This is a genomic window from Paenibacillus anseongensis (assembly GCF_009757995.1).
GTDB lineage: Bacteria > Bacillota > Bacilli > Paenibacillales > NBRC-103111 > Paenibacillus_E > Paenibacillus_E chondroitinus.
The window spans coordinates 77,923-94,078 of the sequence record NZ_WSEM01000016.1 but is presented as its reverse complement, the minus strand read 5'-3'; the positions used below and the strand labels follow the sequence as shown (position 1 = coordinate 94,078).

Genomic DNA, 16,156 nt, shown 5'->3' with positions numbered 1-16,156 from the left:
GCACAATTGCCGGCAAACGAATAACTTGCTGTTTCAGCTAGCGCGGAGGAAACCGTATCACAATAAATCATTACGGGGAACTATAGCTTAATAACAACAAGAAAAGGCAGCCGATTCAAGAGGATTGGTTGCCTTTTCTCAACTAACGGCAATCTTAGTGCATCTTTTCTTATGGTATTATTTAGGTTAAAACACCAAGATAAATGAAAGTGACTATGAGGGGGATTTTTAATGGAGACAACATTGTATTCATTAATGGAAGAATTAATGGAGAAGTATAAAAAATTGAAAATACCAAATAGATTTACCTTAGAAGAAGTTGAGAACATCTTAAAGAAAAAGTATTTAGTTATTGAACTTGATAAAAAGGAATTTGGGGATTATGAAAAAATAAGCAAGTGTTATTCAATTCAAAATGAACAAATCCTGAATAATTTGTTTAGTGCAGAAGAGAAAATATCCATTTTCATTATGCTTGAACATTTAAAAAAAGAAATAAAATTAAGTACGAAAGATATTGATGAAATTCATGCGGGAAGAAGAATAAATATTATCCTTGAAAGCGAAAACCAATATATAAGTAGCTTTACAATTCAAGGTATAAGTAACAAATTAGTAAATGAACTTATAGTATTAAAAGGGATTGATTCAGAAAAATGTACATTAGAAAATCAAGAATTTCTATACTATCTACAAGCTTTGTTAAAAGCAGGATATATAAATAATCAATAGATAAAATCTAACGTCATTCCTTGGTATAAACTATTGGGACATGATAGCTGAATAGATATACCGCGGCAGTCGGCCATGAAGGATCGGCTGCCGTTTCCATGCTAACAGGCAGTTTAGTTGCAAAAATGGTACAGTAAAGAAGGTGAATTCGAGGAATCCCTTCGAGGCAAATTGGCAGAAGCAAGGAGTTGAAATTTTGAATAAACCGATATTGAAAGATCTTATCATCACTGGAAATCCTAATATTTACGGTAAACTACAATTTACACAAACAGAAGACATTGGGGACGACTTTTATTTATCCGGAACAGCATGCATAGGGTCAGCAGAATCTGATGGCGAAGATAATTTCGATTTTACAATAATAACCCCAAAAGCGTTAGAAAGAGAATTAAGAAACGGAACTAAAATAATTTTGGGTATGAGGACTTTTATTTTAAATAGCTTAGACCTTGAACTAGTTACTGAAACAATTAATCAAATTCTATCAAGGCATCAAGGTGAAACTTGGCAAGAGGTCGCTGAATCTCTCAGCCCTTATTTTAGTTGGGAGTATACTGATTCTACACATTTGGATAAAGACACATTCTTGGAAATGATTAATAACCAGAGAGACAACAGTCATTAAAGGAAACTTAATGATTCAACTAACGGATAACTATAGCTCAACAATCACAAAGAAACGGCAGCTGTGAAAGGCTGCCGTTTTCTCAACCATGTGAAGGATAATGCAATAAAATATCGAAAATAGAATGAATTTAATCAACAAAAAGAATGGATGGTTTTAGGATGAAATTCTTGTGTGAGTGTGGTCATCCAATATATGACCAGACCGATTACTTGCCGTATAAGGCACACGTAATTTCAGATCAAGATTGGTTTAATTTTCTAGATGAAATTGATGATGCCATTGAAAAAGCAGGCTTAACTCCAGAAGACAAAGAAAAAGCACTAATGAGAATTTGATCATTAGCAGTTAATTTATCTAAGTCAGTATATCAATGTAATGAATGTGGAAATGTATTTTTTTATAGGAACCCGCCTCAGTTAGAAATGTTTAGAAGTTGTAGTGATAATCCTAATAAAGAATTGTTCAAGTCTGCAAAAGTTGATGGGTAGTTTATTAATATCCTCTTCAGCTAACGAAAGAACGAAAACTAAAAGAATGTAACATAATTGAAATCTTATTTACATTCATGTGATATTAATGAATTAAGCCTATAATAAAGCTCGACCCCCTTTTAAATATAAACCTTAGACCCTCAGCCTGTTGCTGTGGGTCTCTTTTTTGCCATTCAACTAAAGGGCAGGAATGCTAAATTATGATGTGGAATAAAATGTAATATTAAACTTTTCAAGGGGATGATTCTGTTTTGATCCGTCAAGCTGAACGAGCTGATAAAGACAAACTGTACGAGCTCTATCGTATGTTAGTACCAAATAGTAGGAAAATGAATGTTGTCGAAGAACAAATTGATATAATTAGAAATGACCCTAATAACTTTCTTTTTGTTTTCGATAAAAATGGTGAAATATTAGGGACAGTAACGCTAAATATATGTATCCAAGCAATGCATGGGACAAGACTGTATGGAGTTGTCGAAAACATTGTTGTACATGAAAATCACCGAAGTAAGAACATTGGACAGCAACTCTTACAATATGTTGAGGCGTATTGTAGGTCAATAAATTGTCATCGGATTATGATTCTAAGCAATTCAACCCGTGAAAGAGCTCATAGGTTTTTTGAACGAGAAGGATTTGACGGATCGGTTAGCAAAGGGTTTAAAAAGTACTTCTGATTAAAATAACGAGGAACGTTAGTTCAGCCAACCAGGAGCAATTAATAGGAAAGTTTGCCACAACAGTTTTCACTATATGTTAATATTTAATTGAGTATGGTTATATTTGAACCACTAGAAGGAGGACAATGATGAAGCGGATGTCATTTGAACGTCCAACCGAGCATTATGACGAGCGAATATTCCCTATTGATGAGCAGATTTGCGAGTTATTAAAACAACGTAAAGAAATTTCGAACAATAATCCAGGATATCCGCAATTCGAGTATATCGAGAAATGGGCAATTTCTTTTAACCTCTACGAGGATTTTTTGAAGTCTGTATTTTATGTTCTTAGAAATGAAGAGAAATATCAACCGACAGTTGAACCTATTGGATTCAGAAAACACGTCCCCATTCTGAAATCCAAGGAAAATGAAAAGTTGCTCTATACTGTGACATCTATGCGGCAATACAGCAATGCAAGCGTAATAATCTTTAATATTGATTGGGATGTAAAGAGTGACCACACGTTGAATAAAACTTTTGAATTGTATCTCGGAGAAAATTACTATTGTCGCATGGATACTGGAGGTGGTAGTTCGGGGCATCTATCTTTTAGCTATGTTGTGTCACCAGCATTACCTGATGATATAGCGGGCATGGAATTTACTTTCAGAGAGATCGGAGTTACTTCGAAGGATAAACCAGGAGGAAATGAAATCGTGTTTTAAATGAAGTATTGAGTTCCTATAGGCTAATGTTGAACGATACAAATATAAGGGACAGATCACCTTGCAGGGAAACTGTCCCTTGTTTCATTAAAGTAACGGGTAGAATAGTTCCAATATATGGTATAATTAAAGGCGGAAGTTTTCGTTGAAATTAACTACTTAATGGAGCGATCAATTATATGTCAACTTATAAAATACAGGCTGTTTTTATTGATAGAGATGGGACTATAGGTGGTTCTGACGAAGTTGTTTATCCTGGTGTTTTTGAATTATTTTCTTCTGCAAAACAGTCAATAGATAAACTTAGGGATACAGGCGTATCCATCTATTCGTTTACCAATCAACCTGGAATTTCCCGTGGTGAAGCTTCAATAAATGATTTCAAAGACGAACTTTTTTCATTCGGTTTTGATAATGTATACATATGCCCACACCAACATGAGGATCGTTGTTCTTGCCGTAAGCCCTCACCAGCTTTGCTTGTTCAGGCAGCACAAGACAATGATCTGGATTTGAAGAAATGTGCTGTTATTGGTGATAGGTGGACCGATATGATTGCTGCCAAAAGGGCAGGATGTACCAAAGTGTTAGTAAAAACTGGTTCTGGCGAGAAGGAATTGGCGAGATACCTTAATAATCAATTTTTTGACGAATGGCTTGAAGCTCCTCCAGACTATATTGCTGAGGATTTATTAGATGCTGTCAACTGGCTATTAAAATAGCTACTCAACTCCTGATCTGGATAGATTCATCATTAAATCCAGACCACAAGTATATTAAACCTTCAATTAGAATTTTTGCTTACTTAATGACTGGATCGCGGATGAGGCAAACTGGAATATCTGCAATAGGTTCAATGGGTGGTGGAAAAATGATTACAATGAGTGAGATTGCCTTTCCTCCAATGGGATACGTAATGACTTTTAATTCTGAACCACCGGATTCAAGATTAGTAGAAATTACTCATTTCACAAGATATGGATATAATGATTTTGAAACAGTATTTTTAAATTTCTCACAATTACCAGTACATCTTTTTATGCCTGGTGACTATAGAACAAAGGAAGAGATTTACAAAGCATTAGAAGAAAATACAAAGAGTGAAGGCTAATAGAGTATTCTTATATACAGGCTACCGACAAGAACGCATCGGTAGCCTGCTCGGCTAACGGGCAGTTTAATACAATTTTAATGTGGTACAATGTGGGGAAATAAAAGGACGGAGTGAAGACTTGGATAAAGATTTTATGTGGGGAATTTTTGTTTCTGAAGATATTAAACGTTTTCCAAACTTCTTTCCCATCGGTTTTTACGCGAGCCGTGAATTGGCGGTCGAGGAGATTCAAGGATTACCCAAAGACGTTAATTATGATTTGCTCAAGCTACCTTTGAACCGCAATTTTGCTTATTTTCATAAGAAAAGCTGTAAGTTCGTAGGTATGGATGGTATTTACCACGAACATTATCATTTTAAGCGTGAACATGAAAGTGACTGAACTAACTGATTACGATGCCAATCTAAGTAGGAGTAAGAGGGAGTAGTTTATGATAAAGCCCGTACTAAAATATCTTGACATTGTACAAATAAAAGATGGCTCAAAAGGATTCCTTGCTCGTGGTGCTGCTTATATTGGAGAGGAAGAAGTTGAGGGAGTCGAATATTTCTATTTTCGAGTTATGACTACGGACAGACTCCTTTCCATTCTTGATAAAGAGAAGATATTTGATGGTCGAGCAACCTTTATAGTGCATACATTTGATCAAACTGCAATTGAAGAACGAATAAATGCAGTCTTACAAGATTCGATTCGTCCAACGTGGGGAGAAGTAGCTATAGCCATTAACCGCTATTTGAGTTGGGAATACGATAACATAAAATATGAAACTATTGAAGAAGCATTGGAAAGAATAAACAATGTGGACTAAGCTAACGGCGAACTATAGCACAATAAACAGGGAGCCGATTGCTGTATATGCTCCCTTTTTCTAGTCATAAAAACGGGAAGTTATGCGTTTTATTTTTTCAAGGAGGCGAGTTTTATGCTATATATATTTAGCGGGTTGCCAGGCACCGGAAAGTCCACATTATCATCAGCTTTGGCAAGAGAGTTACAGGCGACATATCTCCGGGTCGATGTCGTAGAGCAGGCTATGCGGGCCGCTGGAACGTGGGTTGATGGACCGGCGGGTTACATGGTGTGTTATGCAATTGCATCGCAGAATCTCCGGTTGGGCCTCGACGTGATAGCAGATACTGTTAATCCCATCCATGTAACGCGCCAATCTTGGCGGAATGTGGCGGAATCTCTTGAAACTCCTTTTGTGGAAATCGAAGTGGTCTGCTCTGATGATCATGAACACAGGCATCGAATCGAAACGCGTAATGCCGATATTCCTGGTTTAGTTCTACCCACGTGGGAGAAGGTCAAGAACCGACAGTACGATGTGTGGGATAGAGATCACATCATCATAGACACAGCTCATCAAACTGTGGCTGAAAGCTTGAAGTTGTTGTGTGTACAGTTGGATCGGGAGCGTAGAAAATTGCTTGAATGAATTAACTCAGAACCGTTTGTTCAATACACAGTAATGGGAGGCTGCCAGCACGTCGGTAGCCTTTCGCTCACCTAACGGGCAGGTTACTTCCAATATGTGTTAATATAAAAATAATATTATTTTCCAAATTGGAGTAAGTTAGAGGGGGCTTTTTATGCAACGAATCTCTGAAGAAGACGCACTCTTTTTTGGTATCGAAACTAAGTTTGATCTTATGGAAAATGGGGAGCGAAGATTTAGATTAAATTGTTCAGTGGATGGAAGCTCGTATTGTCGAACAGTAGCTGGAGAGAGGGGCGCATGGCAAAATAGTCATTATCATAAGTTAGCATCAGAGCTTTATGTTGTTCAATTAGGATGGATGGTCTATGCTGAGAGAAAAGAAACTGAATTCCATATGTGCTTATTAAGGGAAGGAGAAAGTGTGGTATTTAAGCCTTTAATCCACCATAATATCTTTTTATCTTCGAATTCAATTATTCACACAATAAAATACGGTCAATCTTTAGAAAATGACTGGTTCCCTTCCTCAGAGTTAGATAAGATGACGAAACACTTGGATCCATATGATCTTTATGAATTGAGCTAACGGAGAAGTAGAGATCTCCCAATGGAACAGATAGAATATCGAGATATTTGTGGAGTACCATGCATCATACTAGATCCTTCATCTGAACAGGTTGGACAAATTGTTTTGTATCACGGATGGGGATCAACGATAGAAAGTTACAAGTTTTTTGCATCGTTAATATCAAGTTGGGGATATCGAGTAACTATACCTGAATTACCTTGCCATGGAGTGCGTGGAAGTCTTAATTATTTTGATAAAGAAACGTTACAAAAAAAATTCTGGCCAGGAAGACACTTCCAATTGGTAGAGTACCCGAGAGTTAATCATCAGATTACATTAGGAATGCTGCAAAAGATAAAGGAGTTCCTTGATAAGAACTTGCTATCTCTATAAAACACTTGTGGTACATGGGATTTATCCAATCTATAGACATATGTATAAAATACGGGTTTTGTGAACATGTACTGGATTGTCGCATGCAATTTGCGCGATCGCTCTTATCGCGTTCCTGCGTGTCCGTTGAAGCAAAAGTGGTTGCATTGAGGAAACAAAACCAGTTGCATTCCCCATCCGCGAGATTTTGTGAAGCAAAAGTGGTTGCATTCAATTCTTGATATTAACAGTATGCAACCACTTTTGCTTCAATAATTCCATTGAAATTAACAGTTAAAATGAACTGAAACTGGTTGCAAAACATACAGCGTTGCATCAACTGGTACTACTGTCCATGTTATCGACTGCTTTTTTTAATTCATCGTTTGTTAAATGTGTATATATCATTGTTGTTTGTATTGCAGAATGCCCGAGCTGATTTCTAAGTTTAGGCACATCGTTGTTCTCTTGATGATATCTTGTTGCAAATGAATGACGAAGTGTATGAACTGTTAGTGCTGGTCTACCGTGTGCAACAGCATACTTCTCCGTCATTTTTTCAACCGATCGTGGTGTCAATCTCCTGCTTTTTCCTATTGGGCCCATAGAGGCAGCAATGAATAATGCTTTCATGGTTTTATCTATCCGATAACGTTCTTCTCTTACGTTTAAATATTCTTCAAGGTCATGAAGCGCTTGTTCGCTAAAATAAACGTATTGTTCTTTATTACCTTTTCGAATTACTCGAACACAGCATTTTTTTAAATCTAAATCTTGTATATCACAACCAACTATCTCTGATAAACGTAGCCCTGAACCAAGAATTAATGATATTATAGCTGTATCCCTTTCACGATTTCTCTGATGAAAATTATACAATTTTTTATCCTTTTTATTAATTTCTCCATATTCATAAGCAACAAATTGTCTGAAATGTTCGAATTCGTCCCCGCGTAAAATCTTTCCCCCAATCCGATTAGCAATTGCTTCCTGATCTTCTTTTACAGAATTAAACTCGATTTTTGCCATTACATTACGCTCTAAGTAGGGTTTTAACTCTTTTGTTTCTGCTTGATTTTGTAAATAATTAAATAAAGATTTAAGTGCTGATAACTTGCGATTGACAGTTAATTTTGAATTATGAAGATCTAGTTCTAAATAATTTAAAAATTCCTCTATTTGCTGCGTTGTCAATTTTTCAAGCAAAGGTAAATGAACATCAGTCATATTTCCTGTAAAATGACTCTCCTTAATTAACCACTCTAGAAAGATGATAAAGTCATGGCAATAATTTAACAATGTTGCCGGCGAGAGTTTTCTTCTCTTTTTATTGATATACTCTTTAATAAACCAAGGAAGGAGAATAAGTTTATCGTTAGTTCTCTTGTTTAGCTTTTGTTTACTTTCAATATCCATTATTAATGGAATCCCCCCTAACTATATAACTTGATACTGGAATTATAAACCATCTAACTTTAATTCGTCAAAATTATATTTTACGTAATAATTTAAAATAACCTTGCCAGGTGGTGTCTGTTGTGTTGTTGCTTGTTATTTGGTGCAAAACAAACTCAATATACGCCTATATTCTGGGGATTCGAGTCGGAGAAAGATTATGCGCTAAGCACGGAGGGCAAGGAAAAACTGCTCATGGCAGTGGTATCCTGCGTCATCTTTTCTTAACTGAACTCGTGTCCTTTTGTTAATATGCCGAAAAAGACTCTTATAAGCTTATTACACAAAGCAATGAGAGATTTCATCTTCTAGAGTGGATTCAACTCAACTGTCGTTTGGTGTAATACTCATGCAAAACCTGGAAGGCTGCATTTTTGCGACTAACGGCATCATAACTCGAAAGACCAACGCACGAAGACGCTTATGGCCTCGCTTAGTTATTCTCGCTTGTCCGATGTGTGTACCTGATGAATTTGTTTTCAAGTTCAATCCAGCAAGCTTCGTGATCGTGTCCATGCCGATCCCTTTTAACTCATCTTAGCTAACCCCGAACCTTCTCTTATACCGACTGATCGGCTTGCTGCTGCTTTCAAACTAATGATTCGACCTGGACCAAGCCCTCGTTTTGCAGCTTCTCTCATGTGCTGTAGGTAAGGTTGTACCCAGCACGTGACATGCGGCAGTAGATGAAGGCTTAGCAATTGAATGGCAGATTTGGCACTCCCAGTCTTTAAAGACCGTCAAAACCACTGGGAAATACCAATCTAACCAGTTATGTACACATGCTTGCACAACACAAAGATCAGTTGTTAGGTGTTCGCGAATTTTCAACGCTTCCTGCAGTTCGGCATAAATACCCTGGGGAAGGTTCGGTACTGCGTATCTCCCGTATTTGACCAACTGTGCGATCACTTTTGCATCCCTCATGTCATTCTTAGTTGGAGAATGTCGTCTAGTTCTTTGCTTTTTTTCACGTGCAGTGGATTCAAAACACCGTATTTTACTTGCTTCTCCTTTAGAAAATGAGCAAGGTTCAGTGGCCCGTTGGTTCCATGCAAACGATAACGTCCTGTAACCATTGCTCTATTGAAATCTTTTGGAACCAGCTCTTGAACAACTCAAAAGCTTCTCGGTTGTTCCCGAAAGTGATGGGCTTCCCGAGCTCGACTCCGCGAAATTCTTGCGCACGAGCCACCTGTTTGAATTTTTGCAATCTCGAAACCGATAATTAAAGTAGAAGAAGTGATTTGATTAATAAGTTCATTTTCTTGTCCGGATCTCGTTCAATCTGCCGGTGCTTCCGTTTCTGCAATGGCTGCTATATTGGCATTTGGCGAGGACTTACGTGCGCACAATACCGATTGAAAAGAATGATGAAGATGAGTCCATGATGCAGCCGATTGGGAAACTGGCCCAGATGCTACAATATAAGAAACAAATGTTAACAATCGAATAATCCTCTTCGAATCACGTTTGCGGTAATCGGCTGCTTTCCTATTTCTCGCGACCATACGGACAATTGGCCGATGTGGTGGATCTCATGAGTGAGGACATGTCGTATAATCTCCCCGTATTTGAAGCTCTCTAATTTGTTTGTTGGGTTTCCGTCCTCTAAAATACGAGTTTCCATACTGCTGTTCCAAGCATAAATGAAGGGAGTAATTTCCTCATGGCAGCGTGCGGAATATTCTCTTAACTTCTTCATATTGGCATAGTCCTCGAATGTGGGTTCTTGTGGTTCCGGCTTTCCTTGCAATCCGCTTATCCAACTGTACTCGACATCTATGATGTGAAACAGCGTATAGAGAATACTGCCCGGCCCTCCTCTGCGTTTCTCAAGTAATTCTTTTTCAGTTACCGAGTCACACCAGTCAAACCAATCTTTGCGTACTTGCCAGTTATATTCGAAAAGTTTCAACATTACGTATAGCCTCCTTATTAAATAACGTAATCATAAAAGGATTCCTATCCATTACTTCGATGAAAAGAGATGCTATCGCGCTAAGCAGGATCCTCAGCAGACATCTTTAAATCATACAAATTTACACATTAGCTGCTTATTGGGACTGTTTTATATAAACATTTCCTAAGTCCATTAATCCCCGTACTAAAATATAATTATGATTCTTATCATTTTTATACTCTATAACCCAATCGGGCAAAATGTAGTCTGTGATTGTCATTTTTTTGTTTATGGCAATACCAATCTTCTTGCCTAGATTGCTAGTATCCGATTCAGAAAGTGAATTTTTACTAATATAAACATTATTCTCAAATACTAATGTATCGCCATTCATTTCATATTTGTCTATCCAAATTCTTGTATCTAGAATATAAAATACTCCACCTATTATTAATAGAATCAACAATAGTCCAACAATTTTCCATGGTTTCATGCTTACTCCCCCTTCAGAACGGAAATATGATTTTATGAATTTCCACCCTCTTCCACAATACCACAAATTGGAAGTAACCTGCCCGTTCGTAATCAAGCTGCCGATGACCGTGTGTAAAACAAAAAATCCGATAGGTTCATCATCAAAAAGAATAACCACAGGATAACGATTTATATCTTGAATGGACAAATCAATGACTGCACTAGGCAATGCAACAAAACTTTTTTGTGCTTCATCCAGCGTAAAATCCCTTATTCTTGAATCCCATTCTGGACTATAAAACGCAAGACGGCAATTCATCCTTGTACCTCCTATAACAAACCACTTTGGGTTTATTGTATCATTTATGTCTATATATTAGTGCTATACTGCCCAGTAGCTTAATGGAACTATCGGCATCATTCCGCGGCAGCTCCATGGGTGTAACTGAATTTAGCTATCGTTCTTGCGTTAGTTCAATGCCTTTATCATGAAATTGATGTTTTAGAGAATTAGCCTCCAAAGCCATTTGTTTCTGTACAGTAATAATACACTCAAGCCTAGTAAGTCTTTCTTTGAGCTTCCCATTGTTTGGTTCATTCTCTAACTGAGCCAATATGCAAAAAAACTGTGGGAGCTCCCAAACACTTCTCAAGGCAGCGCTTAAACAGAAACCATATCTCACTAATCCTGCATCCCCTGCCATCCCATATCTCGCAACCCCTCTAGGTATGCATCATATAAGGAGGTTTGAAACCTTAAATATTGGTCAGGTGGAATAATTCCAAGACTTAGGTTCACGCCGAATAATTTTCCCAAGTCTTCGCCAATACCTGATATACTCATGGATTGCCAATCTATAAGAACTAGTTGACTTAGACTTGTTCCCTTTTTAACGAGCAACATATTCATTTGACTCAAATCTTGATGTGCTAGTACTCGTGGCAACTGTTGGAGCGAATCTATCGCAGAATCAATGTTTTTGAGAATCCCTCGATACCAATCCCATGTACTTTGCTCATTTTCGGATGATAAACGACTTACATACGCCTCCATATTAGGAGCATAAATGCGGCTTGCAGTCGTCCAGGATTTGAGCCAACTTCTGCATATCCACTTATGATCTGGCACCACTTTTATTCCTTTAAGATAGGCCCCATTAAACCGACCTAACTGTTTAGCAATAAAAGAAAATTGTTCAACAGTATTAGCGTATTCGCCTTTTATATTGTCCATCCAGAGCCAAATGGTACCATCTTGTTGTTCTTCAACCAGATAGCATTCTGTCACGCAAATGGAATCAGGAAGATCCCTCAAAACCCCTGACTCAAATACAAGAGCTTCACGTCGCCAGTAGTTGTGATGTTCGAGATTATCTTTCTCTTCTGTGTCAGCTTTAATAATTTTTAAAATAACACACCACCACATCAATTCATTATGTAATAGCTTTACCTGTCCGTGTAATCGGAATATACCAGAGGTTGTGAAGTTTGGGGTCTTATAGCCAATATCGTCACATGTTATGGATACAAGCTCAAATGTTGCATCCCCATGTATAGATTTAATACAAGCGTTGATCTGGTCAATTTTATTCTCAATAGGAATGTGGGTATTATTTTCTAACATAACCTCTGAGCGCAATTCATTCCCCCCTAATTGAACATAATTGCTCGCATGGAAACGGCTGCCGTCTTGTCTTTATAAAGCTATAGTTCTTCGATAGCTTAATAAAAACTATAGAATTCTGTACTTCCTAAGAAGAGCTCTTGTAATTAAAATAACAGCAAGTGATACATAAGCATATCCCATTTTTGAATATATTTTAGTGATATCTTCAGGTGTAACTGGTTTATCAAAAAAAACAAAGTAGCCTATATATATTACATATCCAATTGAGCAGAGTGTAATGATATTTGCAATTAATTTAAAGAGTTTTTTGGACATGTAATCACCTCCAAAAGTGAGCAGATAAACGTCTCTCCTGTCTTCAGACCAGCAGAATAACACCACATACTAGAACTATTGTTCTTTCGTTAGCTCAACGCTTATCTGTTGTCCCCGATTATTACTAATTCAGCCAATTAGCCTGTATAAATTCTATAAGTATGGGACAATTGTTTTTATCCAATATGCTGCAGGTATTAATATTATTTGTGCTAATAACGTACCACAAAATCTTGAGAACATAAGAGCACCAAAAACTTTATTAATTGATGATAACTTCACTTTTTTACTCAGAGCTTTATCTGTCAGTAATGCAACTTGCGGATCGATCAGTAAAGTCAATAGAATAGTAGCCACTCCGTTTATTAGTCCCGAAGATTGAGAAGCCCCAATGCTATACTGCCCAGGTAAAAATGTTGCATATAAAGCTGCCAATACGCCTACGGTATAAATAGCGGTCACAAAACAGTTCATAATCATCAATCGCTTCGGGAGCCCACCTGCACGGAGACGTTGAACCATTTCCCACTTCGGCATTCGAAAATGATAGAAAGAATGTTGAATGACATCAACTCGGAGTACGTTTTGAATCATTTTCGGGACTGATCCAGCTTTCTCCAGATGTGATACCATACGTCCAGCTAATGCTGTAATAGTAGGATATAATGCTATTGCAAGTAGAGTACCAAGGGCAGCAGCAGCTAATATAATCCTAAAGCTCCCAACTAAGTTATACTCTAAATGCTTCTTGGCAAAATCAACGACTTTGCCGGTCATCGTTCCCTGAGCAATATTTGACGTTCTCGATATAAGAACAATCATACCCGTTTAAGAAAGTGCTATTGCTAACTTTCCTGATCGAATTCCCGCCAGTCTCACCGCGTATGAGAGTGTTTCAGCAGAATGGATAATCAACGTAAGCAACGATATTAAAACTATACGTTCAGTCATTGCCAATGGCCTCCCCGTTTGTTGCTTTTATTTATAAATATCTCTCAAATTTAACTTCCTTACATATAATAACCTAGATATTTTTTCCAAAAAAGAGAAACTCGCTTAATATTTATTTCTTATTTTGTTCTTAGTGCCAACTCCGTTATCCATGAACTTGTATTATGAGGTCTCCACATCTTTTAATTAGATCTTAAAGTTCGATAAAAAAGCAGGATGCCGTGGCACCTGCTCATTGATAATCTTATTAAACAAACGTTCAACGTTTAGTTCAACGGCAATTGGCTTTTCACATGTTAAAGTCGCTTGAATATGGGTTTGCATACATATCAATATCAAATTCTGCATTTATTCTATTTGCGAAGTCAATCTGTTCAGTATCAAGGTGCAAACCTGGCGTTAAACCATTTTCTATTTTTATCACGATTGAGATAAGACATTCAAGTTTATACTTCATTTTCAAATGATTTATAAGCGCTGTTTTATTTTTCAGTGGTTCTAAAATCTGGTCCAATTGTGCCTTAACATCATTGGACTCTTGGTAGCCTGAACTAAGTTCCCAAGCCGTTTCTATTCTGTAATTGATTGTGTGAGAAATCACATTATCATTCTTAGGTCTGACAATAACTTCTCCTTTGTTGTACGATTTGGTTGGTTCGATGCCCAGTAATTGCGTAACTTCATTTATCGGAAAATGGTCCCCATATATGCTGAAATACGCCATAACATTGGTCTTATCCATTATCAATCCCCCCTGTTAATAAAGAAAATTTCCCTTACTAGCGATTGTATCACTTACTGAGCTAAGCTCCCTCTATGGAGAAACGCTTTGCTCTTAAATACTCTCGTTTTCTCAGTTTTTGACCTTTAGATACTTTTTAGCAGATAACATTCAATGGTGTGAAGTTGTAGAGGAAGAAATTTATGGAAGTGCTAAGAAAAAAAGAGACTCTCTACCTAAACCGCCAGTTGTAAAAAACGGTTGGCATGGTAATGTATGGTTGCACTTTTGGATCTCCACATGAACTCATGGTGGTCTACCCTCCCACATCTCGCAGAGTCTACGCTCCCACATTCCTTCATTCAACCTGTCCATGAGGTGGAGGTCAGATATGCTGCCCGACAGGATCTCTTAGTCCGTATGTTAACGTTGTTCCGACTCATCCTTGCTTCTCTTGTTATCTTGCTCTAAACTGGGCCATCATTATAAAAAACGATTATTAAGCTGCTTGTAATATTTCCGTAAATCGAGGGATATCCTGGATCATCTTTTCTTCACTAAACTCATGGCCCTTCTGCAATATACCGAAAAGGATGCGTATGAGCTTGTTACATAACGCGATGAGAGATTGCATCTTTTTTAATGGATTCACAGGGCGTTTGATGTAGTACTCGTGCAGGGCTCGAAAGGCTGAATTCTTTGCGACTAGCGGCATCATCACTCTAAAGAGCAAAGCACGAAGCTTTTTCCTACCACGCTTTGTTATCTTGGTTTGTCCTGTGTGAGTGCCGGATGAATTTGTTTTCAAGTTCAATCCAGCGAGCTTCGTGATCTGTTTTGGATGTCGGTACTGGCCAATGTCTCCTACCTCGGCTAGAAAGCCAGCGATGGTATCCCGGCCAATCCCTTTCATGGCCAACACTTGCTTCACATGAGGGATCTGCAACAGTAGTTCATCCAACTTTACTCCCAATTCCTCAAGTTTGTTCTGAAGCCATTCGTACTGTGTCAGCAGTAACTTTAGCTCCATTTTAGCTAACTCGGGGCCTTGCCTGATGCCAACAGAACGGCTGGCTGCTGCCTTCAGATTCTGTATTCGACCTAGACCAAGCCCGCGCTTTGCAGCTTCTCGTAAATGCTGCAGCAACGTCTCGTCTGGCACAGAAACAAGCTCATGCGGCAGTAGATGAAGACTTAGCATTTGGATGGCAGATTTGCACTCCCAGTCCTTAAATACCGTCAGAAACTCTGGGAAATACCGATCTAACCAGTTATGGACACGTGCTTGCACAACACAAAGGTCAGTTGTTAGGTGCTCGCGAATTTTCATGGCTTCCCTCAGTTCGGCATAAACACCCTGAGGAAGGCTCGGTACAGCGTATCTCCCGTCTTTGACCAACTGTGCAATCACTTTTGCGTCCTTGATGTCATTCTTTGTTGGGGAATTGTCATCTAATTCTTTACTTTTCTTCACGTGTAATGGGTTAACTACGCCGTATTTTACTTGCTTTTCTTTAAGAAAATGGGCTAGGTTTAGCCAGTAATGACCCGTCGGTTCCATACCAACTATGGCATCCTTGAACCCTTGCTCCGTCGCAATCTTCCTGAACCAGCTCACAAATAATTCAAAGCCTTCTCGATTGTTTTCAAACGTAAGTGGCTTCCCGAACTCGACCCCGCGGAAGTCTTGGGCCCTCGCCACATGTCTAAATTTTGCGATGTCGACTCCGATAATTAAGGTAGAAAAAGTGATTTGATTAATTCGTTCATTTTGAGTAGAATGCATGTTGTAGTCTCCTTGGTTTTGTTTTTGGATCCGACGCTGGCCAGCATCAGGGACCCATAAACATCATACCAAGGAGTCTTTTTATTTCTCAAACCTCGTATTTCCTCATAATAGGAATGCTGCCCGTTAGTTTAGCGATGACAGCCATTTGGAACTTAAGTTTGTTTGAACTATAGTT

The 16,156-nt window shown here is 38.1% G+C and carries 19 protein-coding genes and 2 pseudogenes; 12 read left to right on the top strand and 9 right to left on the bottom strand.

Translation table 11 applies throughout. The features are described from left to right. Positions 1 to 231: 231 nt before the first annotated feature. The 12 genes from GON05_RS16745 (at position 232) to GON05_RS16690 (ending at position 6,767) form a co-directional block, all read left to right on the top strand. The gene (locus GON05_RS16745) at positions 232 to 732 is read left to right on the top strand and encodes a hypothetical protein (RefSeq protein WP_157320145.1); all 501 of its coding nucleotides are present in this window, start codon (positions 232 to 234) and stop codon (positions 730 to 732) included. A gap of 196 nt (positions 733 to 928) precedes the next feature. Continuing rightward, the gene (locus tag GON05_RS16740; RefSeq protein ID WP_157320144.1) at positions 929 to 1,360 is read left to right on the top strand and encodes an Imm8 family immunity protein; all 432 of its coding nucleotides are present in this window, start codon (positions 929 to 931) and stop codon (positions 1,358 to 1,360) included. Between the two features lie 161 nt (positions 1,361 to 1,521). Next, positions 1,522 to 1,698, top strand: a complete 177-nt coding sequence (locus GON05_RS16735) for a hypothetical protein (protein WP_181646107.1) — start codon at positions 1,522 to 1,524, stop codon at positions 1,696 to 1,698. A gap of 407 nt (positions 1,699 to 2,105) precedes the next feature. After that, positions 2,106 to 2,534 (top strand): GNAT family N-acetyltransferase, encoded by a 429-nt coding sequence (locus GON05_RS16730; protein ID WP_157320142.1) that lies wholly within the window; start codon positions 2,106 to 2,108, stop codon positions 2,532 to 2,534. 131 nt (positions 2,535 to 2,665) lie between these two features. Continuing rightward, a complete protein-coding gene (locus GON05_RS16725; RefSeq protein WP_157320141.1) occupies positions 2,666 to 3,247 on the top strand; it encodes a hypothetical protein in 582 nt (193 codons plus the stop codon). A gap of 179 nt (positions 3,248 to 3,426) precedes the next feature. Further along, positions 3,427 to 3,969, top strand: a complete 543-nt coding sequence (locus tag GON05_RS16720) for an HAD-IIIA family hydrolase (RefSeq protein ID WP_157320140.1) — start codon at positions 3,427 to 3,429, stop codon at positions 3,967 to 3,969. 149 nt (positions 3,970 to 4,118) lie between these two features. After that, positions 4,119 to 4,358, top strand: a complete 240-nt coding sequence (locus GON05_RS16715; RefSeq protein ID WP_181646106.1) for a hypothetical protein — start codon at positions 4,119 to 4,121, stop codon at positions 4,356 to 4,358. A gap of 121 nt (positions 4,359 to 4,479) precedes the next feature. Beyond that, positions 4,480 to 4,743 carry a hypothetical protein gene (locus GON05_RS16710; RefSeq protein WP_157320138.1) on the top strand — a complete coding sequence of 88 codons (264 nt, stop codon included), beginning with the start codon at positions 4,480 to 4,482 and terminating at the stop codon, positions 4,741 to 4,743. Positions 4,744 to 4,792: 49 nt separating this feature from the next. Continuing rightward, positions 4,793 to 5,173, top strand: coding sequence for an Imm8 family immunity protein (locus GON05_RS16705; RefSeq protein ID WP_157320137.1), 381 nt, complete (start codon positions 4,793 to 4,795; stop codon positions 5,171 to 5,173). Positions 5,174 to 5,287: 114 nt separating this feature from the next. Further along, positions 5,288 to 5,803, top strand: a complete 516-nt coding sequence (locus tag GON05_RS16700; protein ID WP_157320136.1) for a P-loop nucleotide/nucleoside kinase family protein — start codon at positions 5,288 to 5,290, stop codon at positions 5,801 to 5,803. 154 nt (positions 5,804 to 5,957) lie between these two features. Continuing rightward, positions 5,958 to 6,392 carry a hypothetical protein gene (locus GON05_RS16695; RefSeq protein WP_157320135.1) on the top strand — a complete coding sequence of 145 codons (435 nt, stop codon included), beginning with the start codon at positions 5,958 to 5,960 and terminating at the stop codon, positions 6,390 to 6,392. Between the two features lie 21 nt (positions 6,393 to 6,413). Further along, the gene (locus GON05_RS16690; RefSeq protein ID WP_157320134.1) at positions 6,414 to 6,767 is read left to right on the top strand and encodes an alpha/beta hydrolase family protein; all 354 of its coding nucleotides are present in this window, start codon (positions 6,414 to 6,416) and stop codon (positions 6,765 to 6,767) included. 315 nt (positions 6,768 to 7,082) lie between these two features. On the opposite strand, the gene xerS is transcribed toward GON05_RS16690, so the two are convergent. The 9 genes and pseudogenes from xerS to GON05_RS16645 all read right to left on the bottom strand — a co-directional run bounded on the left by xerS (position 7,083) and on the right by GON05_RS16645 (position 15,978). Beyond that, positions 7,083 to 8,162 carry a tyrosine recombinase XerS gene (gene xerS / locus GON05_RS16685; protein WP_157320133.1) on the bottom strand — a complete coding sequence of 360 codons (1,080 nt, stop codon included), beginning with the start codon at positions 8,160 to 8,162 and terminating at the stop codon, positions 7,083 to 7,085. Positions 8,163 to 8,425: 263 nt separating this feature from the next. Beyond that, a pseudogene (locus tag GON05_RS40235) lies at positions 8,426 to 9,457 on the bottom strand (IS110 family transposase). Between the two features lie 185 nt (positions 9,458 to 9,642). Then, positions 9,643 to 10,122, bottom strand: a complete 480-nt coding sequence (locus GON05_RS16675) for a DinB family protein (RefSeq protein WP_157320132.1) — start codon at positions 10,120 to 10,122, stop codon at positions 9,643 to 9,645. Positions 10,123 to 10,258: 136 nt separating this feature from the next. Continuing rightward, positions 10,259 to 10,897 carry a hypothetical protein gene (locus tag GON05_RS16670; protein WP_157320131.1) on the bottom strand — a complete coding sequence of 213 codons (639 nt, stop codon included), beginning with the start codon at positions 10,895 to 10,897 and terminating at the stop codon, positions 10,259 to 10,261. Between the two features lie 363 nt (positions 10,898 to 11,260). Further along, positions 11,261 to 12,217 (bottom strand): oxidoreductase family protein, encoded by a 957-nt coding sequence (locus GON05_RS16665; protein ID WP_181646105.1) that lies wholly within the window; start codon positions 12,215 to 12,217, stop codon positions 11,261 to 11,263. Positions 12,218 to 12,310: 93 nt separating this feature from the next. Further along, positions 12,311 to 12,520 carry a hypothetical protein gene (locus tag GON05_RS16660; RefSeq protein ID WP_157320129.1) on the bottom strand — a complete coding sequence of 70 codons (210 nt, stop codon included), beginning with the start codon at positions 12,518 to 12,520 and terminating at the stop codon, positions 12,311 to 12,313. A 153-nt stretch (positions 12,521 to 12,673) separates the two neighbouring features. Further along, positions 12,674 to 13,471 (bottom strand): annotated as a pseudogene (locus GON05_RS16655) (lipid II flippase family protein). 289 nt (positions 13,472 to 13,760) lie between these two features. After that, the gene (locus GON05_RS16650) at positions 13,761 to 14,213 is read right to left on the bottom strand and encodes a DUF4279 domain-containing protein (protein WP_157320128.1); all 453 of its coding nucleotides are present in this window, start codon (positions 14,211 to 14,213) and stop codon (positions 13,761 to 13,763) included. A 478-nt stretch (positions 14,214 to 14,691) separates the two neighbouring features. Then, entirely contained in the window at positions 14,692 to 15,978 is a 1,287-nt protein-coding gene (locus tag GON05_RS16645; RefSeq protein ID WP_157320127.1) for an IS110 family RNA-guided transposase, read from the bottom strand. Between the last annotated feature and the right edge of the window lie 178 nt (positions 15,979 to 16,156).

Excerpts from the sequence above, each read along its gene's own strand:
- GON05_RS16645 (WP_157320127.1), bottom strand. The coding sequence starts at position 15,978 with ATGCATTCTACTCAAAATGAACGAATTAATCAAATCACTTTTTCTACC.
- GON05_RS16690 (WP_157320134.1), top strand. The coding sequence starts at position 6,414 with ATGGAACAGATAGAATATCGAGATATTTGTGGAGTACCATGCATCATA.
- GON05_RS16725 (WP_157320141.1), top strand. The coding sequence starts at position 2,666 with ATGAAGCGGATGTCATTTGAACGTCCAACCGAGCATTATGACGAGCGA.
- GON05_RS16650 (WP_157320128.1), bottom strand. The coding sequence starts at position 14,213 with ATGGATAAGACCAATGTTATGGCGTATTTCAGCATATATGGGGACCAT.
- GON05_RS16675 (WP_157320132.1), bottom strand. The coding sequence starts at position 10,122 with ATGTTGAAACTTTTCGAATATAACTGGCAAGTACGCAAAGATTGGTTT.
- GON05_RS16715 (WP_181646106.1), top strand. The coding sequence starts at position 4,119 with ATGATTACAATGAGTGAGATTGCCTTTCCTCCAATGGGATACGTAATG.
- GON05_RS16735 (WP_181646107.1), top strand. The coding sequence starts at position 1,522 with ATGAAATTCTTGTGTGAGTGTGGTCATCCAATATATGACCAGACCGAT.
- GON05_RS16695 (WP_157320135.1), top strand. The coding sequence starts at position 5,958 with ATGCAACGAATCTCTGAAGAAGACGCACTCTTTTTTGGTATCGAAACT.
- GON05_RS16700 (WP_157320136.1), top strand. The coding sequence starts at position 5,288 with ATGCTATATATATTTAGCGGGTTGCCAGGCACCGGAAAGTCCACATTA.
- xerS (WP_157320133.1), bottom strand. The coding sequence starts at position 8,162 with ATGGATATTGAAAGTAAACAAAAGCTAAACAAGAGAACTAACGATAAA.
- GON05_RS16745 (WP_157320145.1), top strand. The coding sequence starts at position 232 with ATGGAGACAACATTGTATTCATTAATGGAAGAATTAATGGAGAAGTAT.
- GON05_RS16660 (WP_157320129.1), bottom strand. The coding sequence starts at position 12,520 with ATGTCCAAAAAACTCTTTAAATTAATTGCAAATATCATTACACTCTGC.
- GON05_RS16670 (WP_157320131.1), bottom strand. The coding sequence starts at position 10,897 with ATGAATTGCCGTCTTGCGTTTTATAGTCCAGAATGGGATTCAAGAATA.
- GON05_RS16705 (WP_157320137.1), top strand. The coding sequence starts at position 4,793 with ATGATAAAGCCCGTACTAAAATATCTTGACATTGTACAAATAAAAGAT.
- GON05_RS16720 (WP_157320140.1), top strand. The coding sequence starts at position 3,427 with ATGTCAACTTATAAAATACAGGCTGTTTTTATTGATAGAGATGGGACT.